The sequence below is a fragment of the Streptomyces sp. NPDC094143 genome, assembly GCF_040303825.1.
Taxonomy (GTDB): domain Bacteria; phylum Actinomycetota; class Actinomycetes; order Streptomycetales; family Streptomycetaceae; genus Streptomyces.
Genome location: NZ_JBEOTZ010000013.1, coordinates 33420 through 57340, shown reverse-complemented (window position 1 = coordinate 57340; position 23921 = coordinate 33420). Strand labels below are relative to the sequence as shown.

Genomic DNA, 23921 nt, shown 5'->3' with positions numbered 1-23921 from the left:
GCGGCGTGCTGCTCCGCTACGCCGCCCCGGCCGGTTCAGCGGATCTCCGAGGCTACGGACAGCTGGAGGCGGTCTGGATCATGATGCCGGTCACCGTGTAGTTCGAGTTGAAGATCGCGGTCGTGTTGGGGTTGACGCACAGGGCCCCTGTCTGGCCGGACGGGTTGTAGGTGTAGCGGAGATAGACCCGGTCGTCGTTGCGCGTGTTGTGGACGTAGTCGGCGCCCCGGCTGTTGGAGCCGAGGTTCTGGTAGCTGCTGGTGACGTCCTGGTAGGCGGCCGTCGGCGCGCCGTTGTTCCACTGGGTTGCGGTGGGATAGAAGCACACGCGGGGGTACGCACACCCGTTGTGGCTGTCCGCGGCGGCGCCGGGCGCCGTGGCGATCGCGGCGGCGACCATGGCGGCCGAGGCCATTCCGAGTGCGGCGACTCTGCGAGATGTATGCATGGCCGCGATACTTCCGGCCGAGCAGCGGTGCCCACAGTGCAGTTCCAGGCAGGCCGCGGTGACCGTCGGGGACGCGGGCCGGCATGGCCGGTTCCCCCGTCCGCTCCCCCACCGCGCCGCGCCTGCTCTCCAATGCTCACCGACCGCCTTGATCCCACCACTGTCCGAATGTCCGGAATCTCGACGGCTCATGCGGCACATGGGGAAGCAGTGAACGCCGCGTGGGCAGAAGCAACGCGGTTGTCTGGCGTGTTCTCGGCGCCGAGTCGACGCGTGCACGACGAGGAGTCTCCGGCGCACTGGCCTGCCGGGTGACGGTTCCGAGCGGTCCGGGCGGGTGGGCAGCGCGGACCACGTGGCGTGCCGGTCGGACCCGCCGGGTGTCCGCGCCAAGCCTCAACCACCGTGCCATGGCACGCCGTTCGAGGGCGCGGCGGCCGGGCCGTCGTCGGCGGCGATCCGTGCCGGGGCATGGCGCGGTCGGCAGCGGCAGCGGCAGCGGCAGCGGCAGCGGCGATTCGACATCGGAGCTCCGTCGCCAACGTCGCCACAGGCGGGCGCAGTTGGTGTAGACCCTTTCATGATCAGCGGCTAAGCTCTGCGGCAATCAAGAGAGCGCTCTCAGGCATTGCTGTTCCACCCCCACCCTGTTGGAACAACGAAGGGTCATTCCCTTGAGACGCACCACACTTCTGCGCACCGGACTGTCCGCCGCCCTCCTCCTCGGCACCTGGGCGACCGCGAGCGCCCTGCCGGCGTCCGCCGCGGACGCTCCCGCCCGCTCCACCCAAGCCCCGGCCTCCCCAGCGCTCCTGGACGCGATGCAGCGCGACCTGGGGCTCACCCGGCAGCAGGCGGAGACGCGCCTGGCGGCGGAGAAGACCGCCACGGCAGTCGAGCCCAAGGCGCGCGGCGCCGCCGGCTCGGCCTACGCCGGCTCCTGGTTCGACGCCGACCGCGGCCGACTCACCGTCGCCGTCACCACCGCCGCACGGGCCGACGCCGTGCGCGCGACCGGAGCGAGCGTGCGCGTGGTACGCCACAGCGCCGCGCAGCTCGACGCGACGAAGAAGCGCCTCGACGCCCTGTCCGCGCCCGACGGTGTCGGCAGCTGGCACGTCGACGCGAAGGCCAACACCGTCGTCGTGAACGTCGTCACCGCACACCGGGACGACAACGATGTCCAGGCCTTCCTCAACCGGGCCCGTGAGGCCGGGCCCGTGACGGTGCGGCAGATCCCCGCCGCACCGCGCACCTTCGCCGCCGGCACCGTGGGCGGCGACCCCTACTACACCGGCAACGTCCGCTGCTCCATAGGCTTCTCCGTGCACGGCGGCTTCGTCACGGCCGGCCACTGCGGCAGGCCGAGCGCGGCCGTCTACGGCTGGGACCGGTCCTACATCGGCAACTTCCAGGGCTCGTCCTTCCCGGGCGACGACTACGCCTGGGTGAACGTCGGCAGCGGCTGGTGGACCGTACCGGTCGTCCTCGGCTGGGGAACTGTCCCCGACCAGCTCGTGCGCGGTTCCGCCGAGGCCCCCGTCGGAGCCTCCGTCTGCCGCTCCGGTTCCACCACCCACTGGCACTGCGGCACCGTCCTGGCGAAGAACGAGACGGTCAACTACAGCGAGGGCGCGGTTCACCAGATGACCAAGACGAGCGTCTGCGCCGAACCCGGTGACTCCGGTGGTTCCTTCATCAGCGGTGACCAGGCACAGGGTGTCACCTCGGGCGGCTGGGGCAACTGCAGCAGCGGCGGCGAGACCTGGCACCAGCCCGTCAACGAGATCCTCAACCGCTACGGGCTGACCCTGCACACTGCCTGAGCTCTCATCAGCGTGACCGAGCGGGTTCCGTCAGGCCAACAACGGCCGACGGGGCCCGCTCGCCTTCGCCCTCCGCCCTCCGCCGTGTGGACAAGGGGCCCGTCGTAGCTGTGAAGGCTGCCGCACGAGGTGATGTCCGCATCCGGGCCGGCCGGTTCGCCGGCTCCGGTGCCGGCACGTGGGACAGCAGGCTGAACACGTGCGCTACCTTTTACCTCTCCTTGACCGCGATCATTCACGATCACTCACTCACACCACGGAGTCGGCAACCCCATGAGCGACATCGTCAACGGACTCGGACGGGCCGCCGCCTACGGCGGCCTTGGACTGGTCCTGCTCGTCCTCGGCATCGTCCTGGTCGACGTACTGACGCCCGGAAAGCTCGGCCGACAGATCTGGGAACAGCGGAACCGCAACGCCGCCATGGTCCTCAGCTCCGCGCTGCTCGGCATCGGCGGCATCGTGTTCACGTCCATCTGGACCACGTACGAGGACTTCGGCAAGGGGCTGGTCTCCACCGCGGCCTTCGGGTTGCTCGGACTGGTGATGATGGCCGTGGCGTTCCTGGTGGTGGACCTGATCACGCCGGGACGGCTGGGCGCGACGCTGGTCGAGACGGAACCCCACCCCGCGGTCTGGGTCACCGCCTCCTGCAATCTCGCCGTCTCCGCCGTCATCTCCGCGTCCATCGCCTGAAGTCGCCGCGTTTTCGCACAGCGGTACCGGACGACGTGGTCGGTCACCGGCTTCGAGGGCCTTCCCCTCAGTCGCCCGGGGCGGGCTCACTGTTCCTTCCCGGCGAACCGGTCGGCCAGGCCACGGGCTGTGTTGTCGGGCGAGTCGAACCGGGGCATGTCGTCCTCGACGGCCTCGGCGCCGCGGGCGAACATGGCCTGCTCGTACTCGGTGAGCGCCGTCTCGATGTCGCCGGGGTACGCGGCGAGGGCCTGGCCGAGTTCGGCGCCGTCGAGCATGGCCAGGTTGGCGCCCTCGCCGTCGGGGGCGGCGAGATGGGCGGCGTCGCCGAGCATGGTCACTCCCGGTACGCGGTCCCAGCGGTGCCCGGCGGGCAGGGCGTGGAGCGGGCGCAGGACCGGCGTGGCGTTGGTGCCGGTGATCAGTGCGGTGAGTTCCGGTGCCCAGCCGTCGAACTCCCGCGCGATCCGCGCAGTGGCCGTGGCGGTGTCGGAGAAGTCGATCGCGGCGAACCAGTCCCGGGGCTCGGCCAGCCCCACGTAGGCGTGCAGGGTGTCGTTCTTCTCCCGGTGGGCGAAGATCTCCCTGCCCGGTGACGGGGCTATCAGCATGCCGCCGCCGACCGCTCGGGCGGCGGCCCGGTGGCGTGTGCCGGCGTCGAACAGGTAGGTCTCGACGACCGACTTGCCGATGTACTCGGGTGTGGCGGTGGACAGCAGGGGCCGGACCCGGGATTACGCGCCGTCCGCGCCGACCAGCAGGCCGGTGACGACGGTGCCGCCGTCGGCGAACGTCACCTCGTGGCGTCCCTCACCGAGGGCACGGACGCCGCCGGCCTTGTGCCCCCACCGCACGGTCCCTGCCGGGAGGGAGTCGAGCAGCACCTGCCGCAGGTCGCCGCGCTGCACCTCGGGGCGTCCCCCCGTGCCGTCGTCGGCCTGGTCGAGCAGGACGGTTCCGTCCCGGTCGAGGACCCGGAGCGCCTGGCGGCCCTCCAAGACGATGGTGTGGAACTCGTCCATCAGCCCGGCCGCCTTGAGCGCGAGCTGCCCGTTGTAGTCGTGGATGTCGAGCAGTCCGCCCTGGGCGCGTGCCGAGGGGGAGGATTCGGCCTCGTAGACCGTGACCGGGATGTGGTGCACGTGCAGGACGCGGGCCAGCGTGAGTCCGCCGAGTCCGGCGCCGATGATCGTGACGGGGGTGTGCATGGTGGCTCCTTCGGGAGGGGGCCGCCCGGTGAGCTCCGGTCGGCCGTCTCCGGAAAGGTGTCAGCTCCCGCCGACACGCCACCGACATCCGTCCGACAGTCCCCGACGTTCCTCCGACGCGGCACCGAGACGGTGATGTGGCCGTGGCGCGAAGGGCGGTGACGTGCGGGCCGGCAGCCGGACGCGGTGGCGACCGCGAGGCCCATCCCATGCACGACGCCCGTGATCTCCTCAGCGGAGGGCCGGTGAGCGGGCGCCCGACGTGGCCAGTGCCTGCCATTGGCTGGGGGTCATGCCGTACGCCTCGCGGAAGGTGCGGCTGAAGTGGGCCGGGCTGCTGAAGCCCCAGCGGTTCGCGACGGCGGCCACGGTGACGCCGCGGCTGCGGGTCCGGCTCAGTTCGCGCCGGCAGGAGTCGAGCCTGCGCTGCCGTACCCACTGGCCCACCGTGATGCCGTCGTTCCGGAAGAGCTTGTGCAGGTAGCGGACGGAGATGTGGTGGGCGCGCGCGATCGACCCCGGCGACAGGTCCGGTTCCATCAGCCGCCGGTCGATGTAGGCCCGGATCCGGGACAGCATCTCGCTGCCGGCCCTTTCCGCGCGCGACGCCTCCCGCGCGGGCTCCGTCTCCAGGAGTTCCATGACGAGGACGGCGACGAGATCCAGGGCGCTGCGGGTGAGCCGGTCGCCGATCAGCGGCCTCGGGGACTGCGCCTCGGTGGCGAACGCCGAGAGGAGGTCCGACACCAGCGCGCCCGGGTGTCCGCGGCCCGGCACGGTCGCCCCCAGGACACGGTCCAGGTCCGCAGCGGACACTCCGAGGTGGCACCGGGCAATGCGGAAGACCGTCATCCGGCAGTCGTCGTCGAACTGCGGGACGTCACGCCGGGCCGGATCACAGAAGACGAGGTCCCTCGGTTCCAGCACGACCTTGTTCCCGTCCCGGGTGGTGGCCGACGAGGTACGCGCGATCATTCCCAGGTAGAGGAATCCCTCGTCCCCCTCGTCCGGCACGGCGGGGACGAGCGAGATGCCCCCGGACGGCGGGGTGGGCTTGGTCATATGGGCTTCTCCACAGCGGCGCGGCGGACAGCGGGCGCCCTCCAGCCTGGCAAGCGCTTCCTGCGCGGGCATCAGTAAGTTGACGGTTCATTCCGAAGCGGCCGGGCGGGCCCGACGCCGCCCGGCCTGTGCCGTGCGCGGAGCCGGGCTCAGGAAGGGCCGGCCAGAGCGTCCGCGAGGAAGTGGCCGCCCTGCCGGATCGCGGCCTGCGTGGGCGGGCTGTCCCACAGGGGGTTCAGGGAGACGAAGTCGTGCACCGTGCCCAGGTAGCGCACGGCCGTGGCCGCCACGCCCGCCTCGCGCAGCAGACGGGCGTACCGTTCGCCCTCGTCCCGTACGACGTCCGCCTCCGCCGACACGATGAGGGCCGGGGGCAGCCCCGCGAGGTCCGCGGGGGTGGCCCGCAGCGGCGCGGCCGTCGGTTCGGCCAGTTCCCCCTCGTCGTCGGTGTACTGCCGCCAGTACCACTCGACGGCCGGCCGCGTCAGGAGGTAGCCGGACTCGAACTGTTCCGCCGACGCGGTGTCGCAGTCCGGGTCGGTCAGCGGGTAATAGAGCAGTTGCGCGCGGATGCGGGGGCCGCCGCGCTGTTTGGCCAGCATGGTCAGGGCTGTGGCGATGGTCGCGCCGGCGCAGTCCCCGGCCACCGCGATCCGGCGGTCGTCCAGGCCCAGTTCGGCCGCCTGCCCGGCCAGCCAGGTCAGCACCGCGTACGACTCCTCCAGCGCGACCGGGTAGCGGGCCTCCGGCGTGCGGGTGTACTCGGGCACCACGAAGGCGGCGCCGCTGAGGGCCGCCAGCTCGCTGATCGTCCGTGCGTGGGTCCGGGCGTCGCCGAGCATCCACCGGCCGCCGTGGAGGTACACGACCACGGGCAGGGGGCCGGGTGGCCGCGCCGGCCGGAACAGCCAGAAGCCGACGAGTCCGGAGGGGCCCACGGGTGCCACCGCGAACTCGGCGTCCACGACGAAGTCGTCGAGGGCCTGGCCCTGCATCTCCAGCAGGGCCTGGCGCCCGTCGGCCGGGCCGAGCTGGTGCAGGGACGGCGGTGCCGCCGAGGCGTCGACGAGCCGCTGGACGAGCGGGTCGAGGACGACGGCGGGCGGCTCGTGCCCACCGTCGTCCGCGGGGGGTTCGGGGTTCACGCGGCTCCCTGCACGGTCGCGGGTGGTCGCTCCATGGCCCCGCACCGAGGGCCCCGGCGGGGGACGCCTCCTCGTGCGAGGCCGCGGCGTGCGAGGTCGCGCCGCGGAAGTGCCGCCACCCTACTGCTCCTGAAGGCGCTCTCACAGGTCCTCGAAGAGACCACGGAGCTGGTTGCGGCTGCTGACGCCCAGCTTCGGATACACGTTGTAGAGATGGGAGCTGACCGTGCGGGGGGACAGCCGCAGCCGCTCGGCGATCTCCCGGTTGCGCAGCCCTCGCGCCGCCAGCCGCACGATCTCCCGCTGCTGCGCGGTCAGTTCGGCGAGCCGGTCGGCCTGGGCGGGGGCGCTGCCGGTGGTGACGCCGCTGGCCCGCAACTCCACCCGTGCCTCGTCCGCCAGGCCCGCCGCGCCGAGCCGGGTGAACGACTCCAGCGCCGTGACCAGGAGCGGGCGTGCGTCCAGGGGGCGCCGTCGCCTGCGCAGCCACTGCGCGTAGTGCAGCCTGGCCTGCGCCCGCGCCGGGGGCCACTGGTCGCCCACGGGGTTCACCGTGGCCAGCCGGAAATGGTGCTCGGCGTCCTTGGGGGCGCCGGTCAACGCCGCGGCGTGGTGCAGCAGGAGGGTCATCCGCGTCGTCGGCTGCGGTCCCACCGCTGCGCGCACGGCCTCGACGACGGGTGCGGCCTCCTTCTCCCGGCCCGTGCGCTGGGCGGCCGCGGCCAGGTCCGCGACCGACCGGGGGGACAGGAAGTAGTGCAGGGGAGTGCCGTCTTCGGCGAACAGCGACCGGAAGTGCCGGTAGGCGCCGTCGAAGTCGCCGGCCGCCGCGGCGGCGGTACCCGCGGCTCGCAGGAGGCGGGCGTGGGTCGCGCGGTTCTCCTCCAGGCCGACCGCCGTCCAGGCGGAGTCGGCCGGACCGCCGGCAGGCTCGCCGCGCAGGGCCCGCAGCGTCGCCCGCAGGGCCTCGACATCGCTCTGCAGGTGCGCCCACTTGTGCACGGCGGCCAACGCGGCGGACCTGTCCAGATGTTCGTCGGCCTCCGCCCAGCGGCCGGTGTCGATGAGCGCCGCGCCCACCGCCGCGAGCGAGGGCGCGGCCGAGCCCATGGCGCCGAAGGCGCTGAGCATGGCGTATCCCTGCCGGTGTGCCTCGACGCACAGGTCGGACTCGTCGGCGTACCAGGAGACGCCGCCCAGGCCGAGCAGCCGCGTCATCTCGGCGATGTCGGCCGCAGGTTCCCGCGCCGTCGGCTCCGGCCGGATGCGCCGCAACAGCTCGGGGGCCCGTGCGGGGTCGGCCCCCGCCAGGGAGGCGGCCCGGACCGCGTCGGAACTGTCGCGCGTCGCCAGCTCGGCGTAGGGCGTTTCCTCGTGGCCGGCCCGCGCGCCCTCCAGCACGGCCGTGACCGGGCGCCTGACCTCGGGCAGGCCCGACTGGTAGCCGATCGCCGCGAGGATGCTGGTCAGGGCGACCACGGTCATGGCGTTCCCGGGCGGCTGCGGCTCCAGCGCCCGCATCAGCACCGAGAACGCCTGCCGCTGGTGCCCGAACAGGGACAGCCCCATGCCGGCCCCGCAGGCCGCCATGCCCAGCAGGTCCCGGTCCTCGGTGAGCGCGGTGATCCGGTCGTACAGCTCGGACACCCACAGGGGGTCGCCGACGTTCTGTGCCGCCCGCAGCGCCTTGGCGTAGCGGCGCGCCCGGTCGGCCGGCGCCGGGCTGCACTCGGCGGCGCGTTGCAGCGCCTGGCCCGCCGCGTAGAAGCCGCCGCGCCGCTCGGCGAGTTCGGCCGTGTCCTCCAGGGCCGTCGCGACGGACTCGTCCTGGCCGACGCACGCCGCCGCCAGGTGCCAGGCGCGGCGGGCCGGGTCGGCGGTGAGGGCGGCCGCCAGATCCCGGTGCGCCTGTTGCCGGACGTGGGCCGGTGCCGCGTGATAGGCACCCGCGCGGACCAGGGGGTGCCGGAAGTGCACCTGCCCGTCCATCACGGCCACGAGGCCGGTCTCCTCGGCCGGGGCCCATGCCGACAGGTCGGACCGGACACCGGCGGCGGTCATGACGGTGGCGAGGTCCTCGCCCTGCGACGCGGCGGCGTACCGGAGCAGCCGCTGTGTCGTCTCCGGCAGAGCGCGCAGGCGGGCGGCGTAGAGCTCCTGGATGCGTTCGGTGTGCGGCAGGCCGCCGCCGGGCAGGACACCCGCGCCGCCCGTTCCTGCCGCGCGGCACAGTTCGATGATGGCCAGCGGGTTCCCGCCGGCCTGCCGCAGCAGTTCGATCCGCCTCCGGCCGGTGGGCGCGTGTGGCTGGGCGTCCACCAGCGCGGCGGCGGCCTGTTCGGTCAGCGGTCCCAGCAGCACGGTGGGCACGCCGGCCGGGAGACCGGAGGGGGCCGTGTGCCCGCGTGCGGTCATCAGTGCCGTCACGTCCTGCGCCGCGAGGCGGCGCATCACGAAACCGAGCACGTCGAGGGAGTCCCGGTCCATGTGCTGGACGTCGTCGAGGGCCAGGAGAAGGCGCTGCCGTCCCGAGACACCTCCCAGCAGTGTCAGGACGGCCGTGCGCAGCAGCATGGAGTCGGGCGGTCCATCGTCCAGGGCGATACCGAACGCCGTGTCCAGCGCCGTGCGCAGACGGGCGGGCAGCGCGGCGGCCTCGGCGAGGACGGGGAGCAGCAGCTGGTGCAGGGAGGCGAAGGAGTGGCGTGACTCGGCCTCGACGCCCTGGGACGCCAGGACGAGCACGCCGCCGTCGCGAGCGTGCTCGGCGGCGGCCGCGAGCAGCCTCGACTTGCCGGTGCCGGGGTCGCCGAGCAGGAGCAGTGTCCGCTGTCCGGTGCGTCCGTCGTCGACGAGGCCGAGGACTCGGGCGACCTCGGTCTGCCGGCCCAGAAGCGAACTGCCGGGCGGGGGGCGATGGTTGGTGCCGGTGCCGCTGCCCCCTCCCGCGCCGAGCCCTGCCGGCCGTGCCGACGGCTCTTCGCCCGCCGGAGCCGGGGCGTGTGCGACGCTCACCGTTCCGCGCGCCGCTGCGCCCGGCGCCTCTCCCGGTTTGCCGCTTCTCTCGACCACCTCCCCATCATCGTCACAAGCCGCCTCCCGCGCATCACACGGACGGTGTGACGCGCGCCGGACCTTGTGTGACAGGGAGCGGTCCCTCTGCGTCGCGGCGGGGAGTGTGGTACGGAGTCGAGCGCCTGTGCGCCCCGTCGGCGCCCTCCCCGGCCGGGCCGAGTCGGCGCACGGTCGGAGACATGGGGGACGGCGAGGAAGCGTGTGTGGGTCGCGGGGACGGCACGGACTGCCCGAACGGGGAGGTGCTCGACGTGGCGGAGGGTCCCCGGTGCGAGGAGTGCCGGCATCACTGGGAGCTGGACGGGACGGAGCCGGCGCGCAGGATGGTGGAGGACGACGGGCTGACGCCGCCGGTTGGGTCGCCGGGCGAGGCCGGCCACGGCGACGCCGCGTAGAGCCTGCAGGGCCTCCTTCTGGCTGGGACGCCTGCGGGCTCTTCCGTTGGGGGCGCCCGCAACGCCTCCTTTCCCGGAGGCGGCCTGGCGGGCTGGAGCGGGCGGGCTCACGGTCGGTGTGTGACGGCGAGGGTGGCGGTGAGGGTGTCCGTGAGGAGTGGTCCTCTTCGTCCGCACGGCCCACGCGCAACGGGCGGCGTGGCCGGTCGGCTACGTCACCCTGGGTCTGGCGCAGGAGGGACAGTCGGTCCCCGCCCAGGGCGACGAGCGCCTCGCCCGCTCCGTGACCGCCGACACGCTTCCGGCACTGTTCTCTGCGCCCTACTTGGCGTGTGCCGCCTTCTTGCCCCTCTGGTTCTTCCGCGCCTCACCCGGCGCATCGGCGGGCGCCTTCGCCCTGCCCTTGCCTGCCGCCTTGGCGTTGTCCACCGTCTTGGCGTTGTCCACCGCCTTGGCGTCGGCCGCCGGCTGCGCGGACGTGGGGTCGGGACGGGTCGCGGGCTCGGTGTGCGCCGGGTTGGGCTCGCTGAGCGGCCGGGTGGACCCGGAAGGGCTGCGCGAGGGCCGGGTCGACGACGCGGCGGGCGTGCCGTCGTCGCGAGCCGGGGTGTTCGAGGACCTGGAGGGGGTGGCCGGATCAGGAGCGGTCGGGGCTGCTTCCGACGGTGCTCCGTCCGCGGCGTCGTGATGCGGGGAGCCGTCGGTGGCCAGGAGGCCGGCCGCGACGAGTGCGGCCAGTGCCGCTGCCGCCCCTTGCACGCGGAAGCGGCCTCGCAAGGAGGTGGAGCGGGACGCCTGCTGCGGGACGGCTGCCGGGGCGCTCGGGATCCAGGGCGTCCTCGCGGCGGGCGACGGGCTCCGGTGTGTGGCGTCGGTGTGCCCGACGGCCGTGGAGGGGATGACGCTGAGCACCGGCCGGGCACCGGAGGCGGCAGGGGTGGCGGTGGTCGTGCCGGCGAGCCGGGTCAGGGCTCGGGCGCAGTCGGCCGCCGTGGGACGATCCTGCTCCTCCAGGCTGGTCATGTCGCGCAGGAGGGCGGTGAAGGCCTCGGGCAGGAAGTCCGGCAGGGCGGGGCTGCGGTGCAGGCGCGCGATGGCGGACTCCAGGGGACCGCCGTCGTATTCGAGCCGGCCGGTGAGGCTTTCGAGGAGGACCAGGCCGAGAGCGTAGATGTCGGCGGGCCGGCCGACGGGACGGCCGAGCACCTGCTCGGGAGAGAGATAGGCCGCCGTCCCGGTCAGGGCGCCGGTGGCGGTGCGGGTGGTCGCGTCCAGCAACCGGGAGATGCCGAAGTCCGTCAGGTGGGGGTGGCCGGAGGGGTCCAGGATGATGTTGGACGGTTTGACGTCCCGGTGGACGATCCCCGCCTCATGGGCGTGCGCCAGGGCTCCGGCCAGCGCGGCGCCGAGCGCGGCCGCGGCCTCGCAGGACAGGGGGGCCTCGGCGATGCGGGATTTCAGCGTGGGACCGTCGATCAGCTGCATGACCAGAAACGCCTCGCCGCCATGGTGCCCGGCGTCGAACGCGGTCACCAGCCCCGGGTGTTGCAACCGGGCCAGGATCACGGTCTCGCTGCGGAAGGCGTCCTCCGTGTCGAAGCCGGTGCCGGCGCGGAAGACCTTCACCGCGACCGGCCGCCGCAGCCGCAGGTCGACACCGCGGTACACGTCAGCCGCGCCACCCGAGCCGATGAGCGCATCCAGACGGTAGCGGCCCGCCAGAATCCGGGCGCAGCCCCGAAAGGCCCGGGCGCCCCCCACCTCGCGCAATCCCACCTCGTTCTCCCCACTCCGCTGATTCGCACCGCTCGGCGGCCCGCCGTCGACCGGCCGCCGAACGCAGGTACCCACCCAGCCGCCGTTTGCACCCGCCCGAACAGCACGTGCACATGACAGTCAGTCCGACCTCTTGCTCAGCATGCTGAACTTGCGCTACTCCTTTGAATAGTTAGGAACGTTTCCTTCCTTCCAGGGAGATGCGGTCGGCCCCTCTGTCGCGACCGCGGGATCCTCCCACCCCACACCGATGGAGTGAGTCTGACCATGAGTTGGCTACGCTCGTCCCTTCCCGCCCTCCGCCGAACCGCCACAGCCGGCGCCGCGGCCCTGGCCCTGGCCCTGACCGCCGCTCTTCCGGCCACGGCCGCCGTCCCGGACGGCCGTGCGGCCGCCGCCTCACCCCGTGCCGCCACCGTGCACGAGGCGGAATCCGCCACCATCTCGCGAGGCGCGGTGGACTCCGACCACGCCGGCTTCACCGGCGGCGGCTTCGTCAACTACGAGAATGTCCAGGGCAGTTACGTCCAGTGGACCGTCAACGCGCCGCAGGCCGGCCCAGCCGCCCTCACCCTGCGCTTCGCCAACGGCACCGCCACCAACCGCCCCATGGACATCGCGGTGAACGGTGCGGTGACCTCCGCCGGCAGGGCTTTCCAGGGCACGGGCGCCTGGACCGACTGGAGCACCACCACCCTCACGGTGAACCTCAAGGCCGGCGCGAACACCGTCAGAGCGACCGCGACCACCTCAAACGGCGGGCCGAACGTCGACCACCTCTCCCTGGACACCTCGGGCGGCCAGGTCGGCGACACACCCGCCGCCGTCAACGGGCAGCTGCGGGTGTGCGGCACCAAGCTGTGCAACCAGTACGGCAAGCCCATACAGCTCCGCGGCATGAGCAGCCACGGCACCCAGTGGTACAGCCAGTGCCTCACCAGCGGATCGCTCGACGCCCTGGCCAGGGACTGGAACGCCGACGTTTTGCGCGTGTCCACCTACGTACAGGAGGGCGGCTACGAGACCGATCCCCGGCGCTTCACCGACCTGGCGCACACCCTGATCGAGCAGGCCACCGCGCGCGGCCTCTACGTGATCGTGGACTGGCACCAGCTCACCCCGGGCGACCCCCACCACAACCTGTCCCGCGCCCGGACCTTCTTCACCGAGATCGCCCAGCGCCACGGGAACAAGACCAACCTGCTGTACGAGATCGCCAACGAGCCCAACGGTGTGAGCTGGGCGAGGATCAAGTCCTACGCCGAACAGCTGATCCCGGTCATCCGGCAGCAGGACCCCGAGACCCCCGTGCTCGTCGGCACCCGCGCCTGGTCCTCGCTCGGCGTCTCCGACGGAAGCAACGAGAACGAGATCACCGCCAGCCCGGTCAACGCGACCAACATCCTGTACACGTTCCACTTCTACGCGGCCTCGCACCGCGACGAGTACCTCGACACCCTGTCGCGCGCCGCCGACAAGCTGCCCGTGTTCGTCAGCGAGTTCGGGTCCCAGAACTCCGCCGGTGAAGGTGCGAACGACTTCACCATGACCAAGCGCTACATCGATCTGATGGCGGCGAAGAAGATCAGCTGGGTGAACTGGAACTTCTCCGACGACGAGCGTTCCGGCGCCGTGTTCAAGCCCGGTACGTGCACCGCCGACGGCCCCTGGACCGGCACGGCTCAGCTGAAGCCGGCCGGGGCGTGGATCAGGGACCAGATCCGCACCCCTGACGACTTCCCGACCAGCTGACCCGGCTCCCGGCCCGCGGTCCCGCCCGGCCCGGTCCCGCCCGTCGAACCAGGACGGGCGGGACCGGGCCGATGTGCCGGCCGTCCACGCCCGGGACGGATGTCACGCCCCTCGCCGCGTCCGGTTGCGGAGAGGGCCGGTCAGGGGCTGTCGCCCCGCCAGTCCAGGTGACGGCCATCCGCCGTCCGGAGCGCGTACCGCGCACGGCCGCCCGGGCCGTGGGCCCCTATCTCCGTGGGAAGCGCCACTCCCTCGCGCAGCTCTCGCTCGGGGCGGCCGGTGACGTCCAGCAACAGCCCGTCCAGCGGGCCGCCGACCAGTTCTGCGTAGACACGGTCCGGCCGGGGCCCGGCATCGTCGTGGTCGGCGCCGTACACCCGGCCCCGCATGATCTCCGCCCAGTCCATGCGGGCCAGCATCGCACCCGCCACTGACAACGACCTGGCCGCGGCGGAGGCGGCGTATCCCTCCTAACTCGGGGGTAGGCTCAGCCCATCCCCTTGTTATACATTCCGTCTAACAAGGGGATGGGCGGCGACGTGACCGCACGCCGCCCCTGACCCGTCACGCGCGGCGGCACACCCCCCGCCTCCGCGCGGACGGACGCAGGAGCCCTCCGGCTCGGGACGCTGCCGGAGCCCTCGCGATCGCATGCGCCACGGACGGAGACGGTCCGTCCCTCGGAACTGAGGAGTTGGGAGCATGGCAAGCAGCACCGCCCGGCCGCGAGTCGAGCGCGACGCCCAGGCCGGTGAAGTCGCCGGCCGACTGCTCGATTCGGCCGCGACACTCTCCTACGACCCCCTCACGGAGGTGGACTGGGAGACGCCGCTGGACAAGGACTTTCACGGCGCCAGCCCGGAGTGGAGCACCCTGTACGGGACCTCGTACTGGAACGAGCTGACCGAAGCGCAGCGCAAGGAGCTGACCCGGCAGGAGGCCGCCTCCGTGGCCAGCACCGGCATCTGGTTCGAGATGATCCTCCAGCAGCTGATCCTCCGGGACGTCTACGCCAAGGACCCGACCGACGAGTCGGTCCAGTGGGCCCTGACCGAGATCGCGGACGAGTGCCGGCACTCGATCATGTTCGCCCGCGGCGCCAAGAAGCTCCAGGCGCCGGCCTACCGCCCGCCCCGGGTCGCGATCGAACTGGGCCGCGCCTTCAAGACCCTGGCGTTCGGCGAGGCCGCCTACGCGGCGATCCTGGTCGCCGAGGAGGTCCTCGACGTCATGCAGCGCGACTGGATGCGGGACGAGCGGGTCGTGCCGTTCGTCAGGACCATCAACAACATCCATGTGGTCGAGGAGTCCCGCCACATGAAGTTCGCGCGCGAGGAGACGCGGCGGCACCTGGCGAAGGCGGGGCCGGTCCGCCGGCACATCCACGCGTTCGTCATCGCCGTGGCCGCCTACGTCATCGTGACGAGCATGGTGAACAAGTCCGTGTACGCCAACGCCGGACTCGATCCCGAGCGGGCCATCGCCGAGGCGCGCGCCAACGAGCACCACAAGGCGATGCTGCGTTCCAGCTGCGCCGGCCTGATGGAGTTCCTGGCCTCGGCCGGGCTGCTGACCAAGCCTGCCCTGGTGTTCTACCAGCGTGCCCACCTGATCTGACCGGCCCGCCGGCAGCGCTGTTCGAACAGAGCGGACCCCATGACCTACGCCATCACCCAGACCTGCTGCGCCGACGCCGCGTGTGTCGCCGTCTGCCCGGTCAACTGCATCCATCCCACGCCGCAGGAACGGGCCTTCGGCAGCACCGAGATGCTGCACGTCGACCCCCGGGCCTGCATCGACTGCGGCGCGTGCGCCGACGCCTGCCCGGTGGACGCCATCGTCCCGGTGGACCGGCTGACCGGCCCGCAGCAGGCGTACGCCGAGATCAACGCCGCCTACTTCGCCGGCACCCCGGTACCCGAACCCGCCGAGGACAGCCCGAACTTCCACGCCTGGGACCGGCCGACGTTCGACCGGGCCCTGCCGGCGGACTTCCGCCCCCTGCGCGTCGCCGTCGTCGGCACGGGACCGGCCGGGATGTACACCGCCCAGGATCTGCTCCTGCACACCAACGCCGAGCTCACCCTCATCGACCGGCTGCCGGTGACGGGCGGTCTCGTGCGGTACGGCGTCGCCCCCGACCATCCCGCGACCAAGAAGATCGGTGACACCTTCGCCCGCTTCCACACTCATCCGCGGGTGCGGATGCTGCTGGGACTGGAGGTCGGGGAACACGTGTCGGTTCAGGAGATCGCCGCCCACCACGACGCCGTGGTGTACGCGGTGGGGGCGTCGGGCGACCGGCGGCTGGGCGTTCCCGGTGAGGACCTGGCGGGCAGTGTGTCCGCCACGACGTTCGTGGCCTGGTACAACGCCCATCCGGACGTAGCCCCGGACGCGGTGGACCTGTCCGCCGAGCGCGTGGTCGTGGTGGGCAACGGCAACGTCGCACTCGACGTGGCCCGCATCCTGGTCACCGACCCGGAGCGGCTCGCCGGCACCGACATCGCCGACCACGCGCTGCGCGCCCTGCGCGACGCCGCCGTCCGCGAGGTCGTGCTCCTGGGCCGGCGCGGCCCGGAGCACGCCGCGTGCACCCGGCCCGAACTGCTCGCCCTGACCCACCTGCCCGGTGTGGACCTGGTCGTCGACGACCACGACCCACGCATCGGCAGCGCCATCGACGCGGCCGGCCCCCACGAAGTCGCCGCGCTGCTGCGGGGTGTGCGGCGCGAACGGGTCGACTGGTCACAGCCGCCCGATGCAGGCCGCCGTATCGTGCTGCGCTTCCACTCCGCGCCCACGGAGTTCGTCGCCGGCGACGACGCGGGGGTGCGGGCCGTGCGCGTCACCGGGGGAAGCGGCGACACACTGCTGTCCGCCACGACGGTGCTGCGGGCCATCGGCTACCGGGGCACACCGGTGCCGGGCCTGCCGTTCGACGAGGCGAGCGGAACCGTTCCGCACGACAAGGGACGGGTGGCCGGGCTGCCGGGCACCTACGTCGCGGGGTGGATCAAACGGGGGTCGTCGGGGGGCATCGGAGCCAACCGGGCGTGCGCCGCCGAAACGGTGACCAGTCTGCTCGCCGACGCCGTCGAGGGCGCTCTTCCCGCGCCCGGCCACCCGGCGAAGTCCTTCGCGCGCCTTGCGCGGCGCCGCGCTCCGCATCTGGTGGACGCCCGCGGCATGGCGGCCATCGACCGGGCCGAGCGCCTGCGCGGCGGACGCGACGGCCGACCACGCAACAAGCTCGCGACCGTCACGGACCTGGTCACGGCCGCCCGGCGCCGATCACTGCGCTGAGGCCACGCCCGCCCACCGCGGTCACGCGTTCCACCGGCGCCACGGCGTGGCGCCGGTCCGGTGTCACTCGGCCGCTTCCCCTCGGCGGCGAGCCCGCATCCTCTCACCCGCCCTCGCCGCCTTGCCCATGAGCCGGTCCCGGCCCGCCGACAACAGCAGAGCCAGAGGGGTGACGAGCAGACCGATCAACAGGGCCGGACCCCAGTCCATGCCGTCTCTTCGATAGCGCATGATCAGGACGACGCAGACATAGGTCAGCACGACGATCAGGGCGTTCTTCAACGGTTTGGGCAGCGTCATGAGCCGTCAAGTGCCCTGACTCCTCAGGGACATGACGGAACCCCTCATCTCACTTGTCGCCGGGCGGTCAAGCCGGGCGGACCGCACCCCTGATCGCCGACTGGCCGGCGAAGAACACCGACTCCTCACGGATGAGCGCTCCCGGCCCCGGGGCGTGAATCATCATGCCGTCACCGCTCCAGATGCCGACGTGGCCGCGGTCGTCGTGGAAGAAGACCAGGTCTCCGACCTGGACGTCGGCGAGCGAGACCTGCACTCCGGCTTCCCACTGCGCCCGCACGGTCCGGGGAAGCGTCACACCGGCAGCCTTCCACGCGGCCTGGGTCAGCCCGGGGGCGTCGTACGACCCCGGCCCGACCGCGCCCCAGACGCAGGGCCGGCCGATCTGCTCCCGGGCGAAGGCGACGACCCGCTCGGCCCGGGTGCGGTGGCCGGCGTCCGGCGCCTGCCAGGATCCACCCGTCACGGTCGGTGCGGTGAGGGCCGGGGCGACGGCAGGCGCGGTGAGGGCCGGGGCGGGGGCGACGGCAGGCGCGGTGAGCAGTGCCGGAGCAGGAGCCTCCAGGACGGGTGCGGAGAGGTCCGGCGAAGCGGCGCCGTACGTGGCGGTGAGCAGGTCGGCCGACGGACCGGGCGTGGAACCTGCGGTCGGATCGACCGGCAGGGCCGTGGCGTACGGAGCGGTCACGCCCGTCGTGGGAACGTCCGCGTACGTCTGCGCCCCGCTTGCCGGGAGATCCGTTCGGTAGGCACCCGCGAGGGACTCGGGGGCGGCGGGCCGCGGGTCGAGCGGTGAGCCGGACCCCGGAGCGGACGCGGGCTCGTACCGCGGCCACCACGCCGCGGCGCCGCCGAGAACGGGCTGAGTGCGCCACTCGTCGCGCCCGGACTCCCCTGCCACAGGCGGTGCGCCACGCTGCTCCGGGAACGCGGGCAGGGAGCCGGCCGCAGGCGCCTGCGGCGTTGGGCCGGTCAGCTCCGGCACGAGTCCGGTGGGCTTGGGCGCTTCCAGGGCGAGGGGCTCCGGGGCGCGCTCCACGGGGCGCGCCGCTCGGGGCGCGCGGTCGGGAGCCACGGGCGGCCTCCTGTCCGGCTGCGACGCCGGCACGGTGGGGCCCAGCTTGGCCCGGGCGGCGTCGAACCACTGCCGGGCCAGGTTCCCGATCGCCGGCTCCGTGTCCTTCCGGGACAGGTCGCGGGCGGCCGTGCCCCGCTGGCGCGGGATCATCCCGGCGGCGCGGGTCGCGTTGAAGGTGCCGGTGTCGCTCTCGGCCCGGTCGTAGAGACTGTCGACATACCGCCGGACCTCTTCGGGGCTCGGCCCCTGGCTCTCAGACACCATCGCGGGCACCACCGGTGCGTGCGGGCCGGGCCGCGGCGGTGGAGGGCTCCGGGGCAAGGGAGTTGCGCTTGCTGCCCGCGCTGTCGGCCACTTCGGGGCGCGAGGTTCGTTCCGACGCCATGGACTGGCGCGCTCCTTCCGTCCGGGAGTGCACGGAACCGTCTGCCTGTCGATGGAAGTCGTGCACGCAGTGGCCAACTTAGCCAACTTGTGACTCTTCCGTGAAGATCGAAGCCCGAGATGCCCGATATGGGGATGTGACCTTCACCCCTCCTCGCGCGAGCGACCGGATGCCGCCATTTTGACAGGGCCTTGACATATCAGGTGGCGGCCCCCAGCATGCAAAAAGACAAGCTGTGTTCCGCAATTCACGTCGTGTGCAGCGCAATACACGCACAGCGTCAGCGATCTCCGCGGTTGCCCGACAGTCCGTCGTCGCGCCCCGCACCAGCACCCGGCAAGCGCGGCCGGCGCGCGCCATGCCTGACATCCCCCACCGTCAGGAAGGACACCCCCCATGCTCTGGCGCCCCCGCGCGGGGCTGAGACGCCTCACCGCGCTCGCGCTCGTCCTGGCCGGTGCCGTCACAGCGGCTCCCGCGCCCACCCCCGCCTCGGCGGCCCCGGCGGATCTTCCGCCCGGGGACTACCAACAGGTCCAACTGGCCGTCGGAGCGGCCGAGACGGGCGAGCCCATGTCGCTCGCCGTACTGCCGGACCGCTCGGTCCTGCACACCGCCCGCGACGGCACGATCCGGCTCACGGACGCCGCGGGCAACACGAAGCAGGCCGGAAAGCTGGACGTCTACACGCACGACGAGGAGGGGTTGCAGGGCATCGCCGCCGACCCCGCCTTCACCACCAACCGGTATGTGTACGTCTACTACTCTCCGAAGCTGAACACCCCGGCGGGCGACGCCCCCACGACCGGCACGGCAGCCGACTTCGCACCCTGGAAGGGCCACCTGAACCTGTCCCGGTTCACACTGCGCGGCGACGGCACCCTGGACCCGGCCAGTGAGAAGGTCGTCCTGGAGGTGCCCAACGACCGCGGCCAGTGCTGCCACGTCGGCGGCGACATCGACTTCGACGCGGCCGGCAACCTCTATCTGACCACCGGCGACGACACCAACCCGTTCGACTCGTCCGGGTACGCCCCGATCGACGAACGCACCGACCGCAACCCCCAGTTCGACGCCCAGCGCAGCTCCGGCAACACCAACGACCTGCGGGGCAAGGTGCTCAGGATCAAGCCGACGGCCGCCGGTGGTTACACCATCCCCTCGGGCAACCTGTTCGCACCGGGCACCGCGGGCACCCGGCCCGAGATCTACGCGATGGGCTTCCGCAACCCGTTCCGGATGTCCGTCGACCGGCCCACCGGCGCGGTCTACCTCGGCGACTACGGCCCCGACGCGGGCGGCACCGACCCCAGCCGGGGACCGGGCGGCCAGGTCGAGTTCAACCGCGTCACCTCCCCCGGCAACCACGGCTGGCCGTACTGCACGGGCACCAACACCGCGGCCGAGACGTACAACGAGTACACCTTCCCCAGCGGCCCCTCAGGCGCCAAGTACGCCTGCGCGGGCGGCCCCACCAACAACTCCTTCCGCAACACCGGCCAGGCCCAGCTCCCCCCGGCCAGGCCGAGCTGGATCAAGTACGGGCTGGACGGTTCACCGCCCGAGTTCGGCGGCGGCTCGGAATCCCCCATGGGCGGCGAGGTCTACCGCTTCGACGCCGGGTCGAGTTCGACCGTGAAGTTCCCGCAGTCCCTCGACGGCCGCTTCTTCGCCGCCGAGTACGGCCGTCGGTGGATCAAGGCCATCGAGGTCAAAGGCGACGGCTCCTACGGCACGATCGACGACGTCCCCTGGAACGGCACCCAGGTGATGGACACCGACTTCGGCCCCGACGGGGCGCTGTACGTCCTGGACTACGGCAGCGGCAGCAACAACTCGGCCCTGTACCGCATCGAGTACATCGCCGGCAGCAACCGCAACCCCGTCGCCCAGGCGTCCGCCGACCGCACCTCCGGCGCCCTGCCGCTGACCGTGCGGTTCTCCTCCCAGGGCAGCTCCGACCCCGAGGGAGGGGCACTGACCTACGCGTGGAACTTCGGCGACGGCACCACGTCCACGCAGGCCGACCCGAGCCACACGTACACCTCGGTGGGCACCTACCGTCCCACCCTCACCGTCCGCGACACGGCAGGCCTCACCGGCACCGCGAGCCTGGTGGTCACCGCCGGGAACACGGCACCGACGGTGAGCCTCCAACAGCCGCTGCACGGCCAGCCGTTCGCCTTCGGCGACGCGGTGCCGTTCAAGGTGCAGGTCGGCGATCCGGAGGACGGCTCGGTCGACTGCTCCAAGGTGAAGGTCACCTACCTCCTCGGCCATGACAGCCACACCCACGCCATCACCTCCACCACCGGCTGCGAGGGCACCCTCACCGTGCCCGCCGACGGCGAGCACGACAGCGCCGCCAACCTCTACGGAGTCTTCGACGCCGAGTACACCGACGCCGGAGGCCTGACCACGCACTCCGTGCGCACCCTGCAACCACGACACCGGCAGGGTGAGCACTTCGGCGCCCAGTCCGGCGTCCAGATCGCCGACCACGCCGGTGCCGAGGGCGGCCGCACGGTCGGCTTCACCGACGACGGCGACTGGATCTCCTTCAAGCCGTACGTCCTCGCGGGCGCCACGAGGTTCACCGCACGCGTGGCCTCCGGCGGCGCGGGCGGCACCCTCCAGGTACGGGCCGGTTCCGCCACGGGCACCCTGCTCGGGTCCGCCGCCGTGCCGGTGACCGGAGGCTGGGACACCTTCACGGACGTCACCGCCACCCTGTCCGGCGCGCCCGCCGGCACCACCGAGCTGTTCCTGGTGTTCCGCGGCCCCACCGGACAGGGCAGCCTCTTCGACGTCGACGCCTTCACCCTCGGCGCCGGCTCCACCGCGACCACACCGTGGGAGGCGGAGTCGTACAGCTCCGCCTCGGGTGTCCAGCCCGCGGCGCACGCCACGGCCGGCGGGGGCCTGACACTGGGGTACATCGACAACGGCGACTGGGCGGGCTACGCGTCCGTGTCCACCGCCGGAGCGGTCTCCGTCTCCGCGCGGGTCTCCTCGGCCGGGACCGGCGGCACCCTCCAGTTCCGCTCGGGCTCGCAGACCGGGCCGCTGCTGGGCTCCGTGACCGTACCGGTCACCGGCGGCTGGGACACCTTCACGACCGTCGGCACGGCACTCAACGGCGCCGGATCGGGCCCGCTGTTCCTCACCTTCACGGGCGGCTCCGGCTCCCTGTTCGACGTCGGCAGCTTCACGCTCACCCGATCCGCCGCCACGGCGCGCAAGGGGCGATGACCATGACCGACCTGATACGACGACTGCGCCTGGCCACCACGGCCGCGGCCCTGGGCCTGCTCGGCGCCCTGATCGCCCCGGCCGGTGCGGCGCACGCGGCCTCCTTCGAGGTCCTGGTGTTCTCCAAGACGGCCGGCTTCCGGCACGACGCCATCCCGGCCGGCGTCGACGCCCTGCGCGCCCTCGGCGGGCAGCACGACTTCACCGTCACCGCCACCGAGGACGCCGGGGCGTTCACCCCGTCCAACCTGGCCGGCTACGAGGCCGTGGTGTTCCTGAACACCACCGGCGACGTCCTCGACGCCACGCAGCAGAGCGCGTTCCAGTCCTACGTCGACTCCGGCGGCGGCTATGTCGGCGTGCACGCGGCGGCCGACACCGAGTACGACTGGCCCTACTACGGGCAGCTCGTCGGCGCGTGGTTCCAGAGCCACCCCGCGATCCAGCAGGCCACGCTCCGCACCGAGGACCGCACGCACCCGGCCACCGCCCACCTGGGCGCGACCTGGACCCGCACCGACGAGTGGTACAACTACCGCGCCAGTCCCCGCCCCCGCGTGCGGGTGCTGCAGTCCCTGGACGAGACCACCTACAGCGGCGGCTCCATGGGCGCCGACCACCCCATCACCTGGTGCCACGGCCAGGGCTCGGGCCGGTCCTTCTACACCGGGCTCGGCCACACCGCCGAGTCCTACGCCGACCCGGCGTTCCGTTCCCTGCTGCTGGGCGGCGTGCGGTACGCCGCCGGGCAGACGGCCGCCGACTGCTCGGCTCCGGCCGGGAACGGACAGGTCGAGGCCGAGTCCTACAGCTCGGGCTCCGGGGTGCAGGTGGCCGCGCACGGCCCGGCCAGCGGCGGGCAGACGCTGGGGTACATCGACGACGGCGACTGGGCGGGCTACGCCCAGGTGACCACCGCCGCAGCGAGGACCTTCACGGCGAAGGTGTCCTCCGCGGGGGCGGGCGGCACGATCGAGATCCGGTCCGGCTCCGCCGGCGGCACCCTGCTCGGCAGGGTGACCGTGCCGGTCACCGGGGGCTGGGAGACCTTCACGACCGTCACGACGGCCCTGACCGGCTCCGCCTCGGGCCCGCTCTTCCTGCGCTTCACCGGCGCCGGCGGGGCCCTGTTCGACGTCGACACGTTCACCCTCTCCACCCGGTCCGCCGCCGCAACCCTGTCCGACGACGTCCACCTCTTCTACTACCCCTGGTACGGGACACCGGCCGTGCACGGCGGCTGGCGGCACTGGCAGCAGGGTGGGCACGCGCCGCCGGACGGCATCGGCGCCGACCTCTACCCGGCGCTCGGGCCGTACGACTCAGGTGACTTCGACGGCGCCGTCGCCCGGCACATGGAGTGGGTCGCCCGGTCGGGTGCCGGCGTGATCGTCTACAGCTGGTGGGGGCGGGGCAGCTACGAGGACCGGCTCGCGCGGGGCGTGCTCGACGCGGCCCGGGAACGGGGCATCGAGGTGGCCTGGCACCTGGAGCCGTACCCGGGCCGCACGGGGGCGTCGACGGCAGCCGACATCGCCTATCTCAACAGCACCTACGGCGGCCACCCGGCCTTCCACCGCTCCGCGGATCACGGCGGCAAGGGCGCGTTCTACGTCTTCCAGAGCCTCGACATCGCCGACTGGACGGCACTGGACCAGGTGACCGGCACAAGCATCGTCCTCGCCCAGACCACGGACACGACCAAGATCGCGCACTTCTCCGGCATGTACACCTACGACGGCATCGCGGGCGCCACGGCACCCGGCTGGAAGCAGGCCGGCGACCACGCCCGCGCCCACGGGCTCGTCTGGGCCCCGTCCGTCGCACCCGGGTACATCGACGACCGGGCGGTGCCGGGCAACACCACCCCCACCGTGGACCGGGCCGACGGCGCGGCGTACGACCGGCAGTGGTCCAACGCCCTCGATCCGGCGACCGGCGGGGCGCCGACCTGGGTGTCGGTGACCTCGTTCAACGAGTGGCACGAAGGCAGTTCCATCGAACCGGCCGACTCCACGCCGCCCGCCGGCCACGGCTACCGGACGTTCGACGGTGCCTACGGGCAGACGGGAGAGGCGGCACAGACGGCGTATCTGGACCGCACCGCGTACTGGGTCGGCCGCTTCCGGGAGGTGACCGCCGACTAGACCCGACGAGGGGGATGCCCGGGCCGCAGCCGTCATGTGGGGCCGGGCATCCGGCGCGCCGTGCCATCGG

The 23921-nt window shown here is 72.7% G+C and carries 17 protein-coding genes and 1 pseudogene; 8 read left to right on the top strand and 10 right to left on the bottom strand.

Going from position 1 to position 23921, the window contains the following annotated elements; translation table 11 throughout:
* Positions 1–52: 52 nt before the first annotated feature.
* A complete protein-coding gene (locus ABTZ58_RS18570; RefSeq protein ID WP_351357369.1) occupies positions 53–415 on the bottom strand; it encodes a hypothetical protein in 363 nt (120 codons plus the stop codon).
* Between the two features lie 707 nt (positions 416–1122).
* On the opposite strand from ABTZ58_RS18570, the gene ABTZ58_RS18565 reads away from it, so the two are divergent.
* Together ABTZ58_RS18565 and ABTZ58_RS18560 are read left to right on the top strand one after the other, a co-directional pair.
* Positions 1123–2274: a S1 family peptidase gene (locus tag ABTZ58_RS18565; RefSeq protein WP_351357366.1), complete on the top strand. Its 1152-nt coding sequence runs from the start codon at positions 1123–1125 to the stop codon at positions 2272–2274.
* Between the two features lie 273 nt (positions 2275–2547).
* Complete coding sequence (locus ABTZ58_RS18560; protein WP_351357364.1) at positions 2548–2970, top strand: DUF350 domain-containing protein; 423 nt, start codon at positions 2548–2550, stop codon at positions 2968–2970.
* Between the two features lie 86 nt (positions 2971–3056).
* Here the strand turns inward: ABTZ58_RS18560 and ABTZ58_RS18555 are convergent.
* The 4 genes and pseudogenes from ABTZ58_RS18555 to ABTZ58_RS18540 all read right to left on the bottom strand — a co-directional run bounded on the left by ABTZ58_RS18555 (position 3057) and on the right by ABTZ58_RS18540 (position 9400).
* Positions 3057–4178 (bottom strand): annotated as a pseudogene (locus ABTZ58_RS18555) (FAD-dependent oxidoreductase).
* A gap of 231 nt (positions 4179–4409) precedes the next feature.
* Positions 4410–5240 carry a helix-turn-helix domain-containing protein gene (locus tag ABTZ58_RS18550; protein ID WP_351357361.1) on the bottom strand — a complete coding sequence of 277 codons (831 nt, stop codon included), beginning with the start codon at positions 5238–5240 and terminating at the stop codon, positions 4410–4412.
* 149 nt (positions 5241–5389) lie between these two features.
* Positions 5390–6385 carry an alpha/beta hydrolase gene (locus ABTZ58_RS18545; RefSeq protein WP_351357358.1) on the bottom strand — a complete coding sequence of 332 codons (996 nt, stop codon included), beginning with the start codon at positions 6383–6385 and terminating at the stop codon, positions 5390–5392.
* Positions 6386–6526: 141 nt separating this feature from the next.
* Complete coding sequence (locus tag ABTZ58_RS18540; protein WP_351357355.1) at positions 6527–9400, bottom strand: ATP-binding protein; 2874 nt, start codon at positions 9398–9400, stop codon at positions 6527–6529.
* Between the two features lie 263 nt (positions 9401–9663).
* Here ABTZ58_RS18540 and ABTZ58_RS18535 point away from each other — a divergent pair, with 263 nt between their 5' ends.
* Positions 9664–9855 (top strand): hypothetical protein, encoded by a 192-nt coding sequence (locus ABTZ58_RS18535; RefSeq protein ID WP_351357352.1) that lies wholly within the window; start codon positions 9664–9666, stop codon positions 9853–9855.
* A 321-nt stretch (positions 9856–10176) separates the two neighbouring features.
* Here the strand turns inward: ABTZ58_RS18535 and ABTZ58_RS18530 are convergent, their stop codons facing one another.
* Entirely contained in the window at positions 10177–11631 is a 1455-nt protein-coding gene (locus ABTZ58_RS18530; RefSeq protein ID WP_351357349.1) for a serine/threonine protein kinase, read from the bottom strand.
* A gap of 267 nt (positions 11632–11898) precedes the next feature.
* Between ABTZ58_RS18530 and ABTZ58_RS18525 the strand changes: the two genes are divergently transcribed.
* Positions 11899–13383, top strand: coding sequence for a cellulase family glycosylhydrolase (locus tag ABTZ58_RS18525; protein WP_351357346.1), 1485 nt, complete (start codon positions 11899–11901; stop codon positions 13381–13383).
* Positions 13384–13523: 140 nt separating this feature from the next.
* Here the strand turns inward: ABTZ58_RS18525 and ABTZ58_RS18520 are convergent, their stop codons facing one another.
* Positions 13524–13790, bottom strand: coding sequence for a hypothetical protein (locus ABTZ58_RS18520; protein WP_351357343.1), 267 nt, complete (start codon positions 13788–13790; stop codon positions 13524–13526).
* Positions 13791–14085: 295 nt separating this feature from the next.
* Here ABTZ58_RS18520 and ABTZ58_RS18515 point away from each other — a divergent pair, with 295 nt between their 5' ends.
* Positions 14086–15000 carry an AurF N-oxygenase family protein gene (locus ABTZ58_RS18515; RefSeq protein WP_351357340.1) on the top strand — a complete coding sequence of 305 codons (915 nt, stop codon included), beginning with the start codon at positions 14086–14088 and terminating at the stop codon, positions 14998–15000.
* A gap of 39 nt (positions 15001–15039) precedes the next feature.
* A complete protein-coding gene (locus ABTZ58_RS18510) occupies positions 15040–16689 on the top strand; it encodes an FAD-dependent oxidoreductase (protein ID WP_351357337.1) in 1650 nt (549 codons plus the stop codon).
* A gap of 63 nt (positions 16690–16752) precedes the next feature.
* On the opposite strand, the gene ABTZ58_RS18505 is transcribed toward ABTZ58_RS18510, so the two are convergent.
* The 3 genes from ABTZ58_RS18505 to ABTZ58_RS18495 form a co-directional block, all read right to left on the bottom strand.
* Entirely contained in the window at positions 16753–16989 is a 237-nt protein-coding gene (locus ABTZ58_RS18505; RefSeq protein ID WP_351357334.1) for a hypothetical protein, read from the bottom strand.
* A 67-nt stretch (positions 16990–17056) separates the two neighbouring features.
* The gene (locus tag ABTZ58_RS18500; protein WP_351357331.1) at positions 17057–18331 is read right to left on the bottom strand and encodes a C40 family peptidase; all 1275 of its coding nucleotides are present in this window, start codon (positions 18329–18331) and stop codon (positions 17057–17059) included.
* Positions 18321–18452 carry a hypothetical protein gene (locus tag ABTZ58_RS18495; RefSeq protein ID WP_351357328.1) on the bottom strand — a complete coding sequence of 44 codons (132 nt, stop codon included), beginning with the start codon at positions 18450–18452 and terminating at the stop codon, positions 18321–18323. The genes ABTZ58_RS18500 and ABTZ58_RS18495 overlap by 11 nt, the downstream gene beginning before the upstream one ends.
* Before the next feature lie 396 nt (positions 18453–18848).
* Here ABTZ58_RS18495 and ABTZ58_RS18490 point away from each other — a divergent pair, with 396 nt between their 5' ends.
* Positions 18849–21704 (top strand): carbohydrate-binding protein, encoded by a 2856-nt coding sequence (locus ABTZ58_RS18490; protein ID WP_351357325.1) that lies wholly within the window; start codon positions 18849–18851, stop codon positions 21702–21704.
* Between the two features lie 2 nt (positions 21705–21706).
* On the top strand, positions 21707–23851 hold the full coding sequence (locus ABTZ58_RS18485) for a glycoside hydrolase family 99 protein (RefSeq protein WP_351357323.1): 2145 nt from the start codon (positions 21707–21709) through the stop codon (positions 23849–23851).
* Positions 23852–23921: the final 70 nt, after the last annotated feature.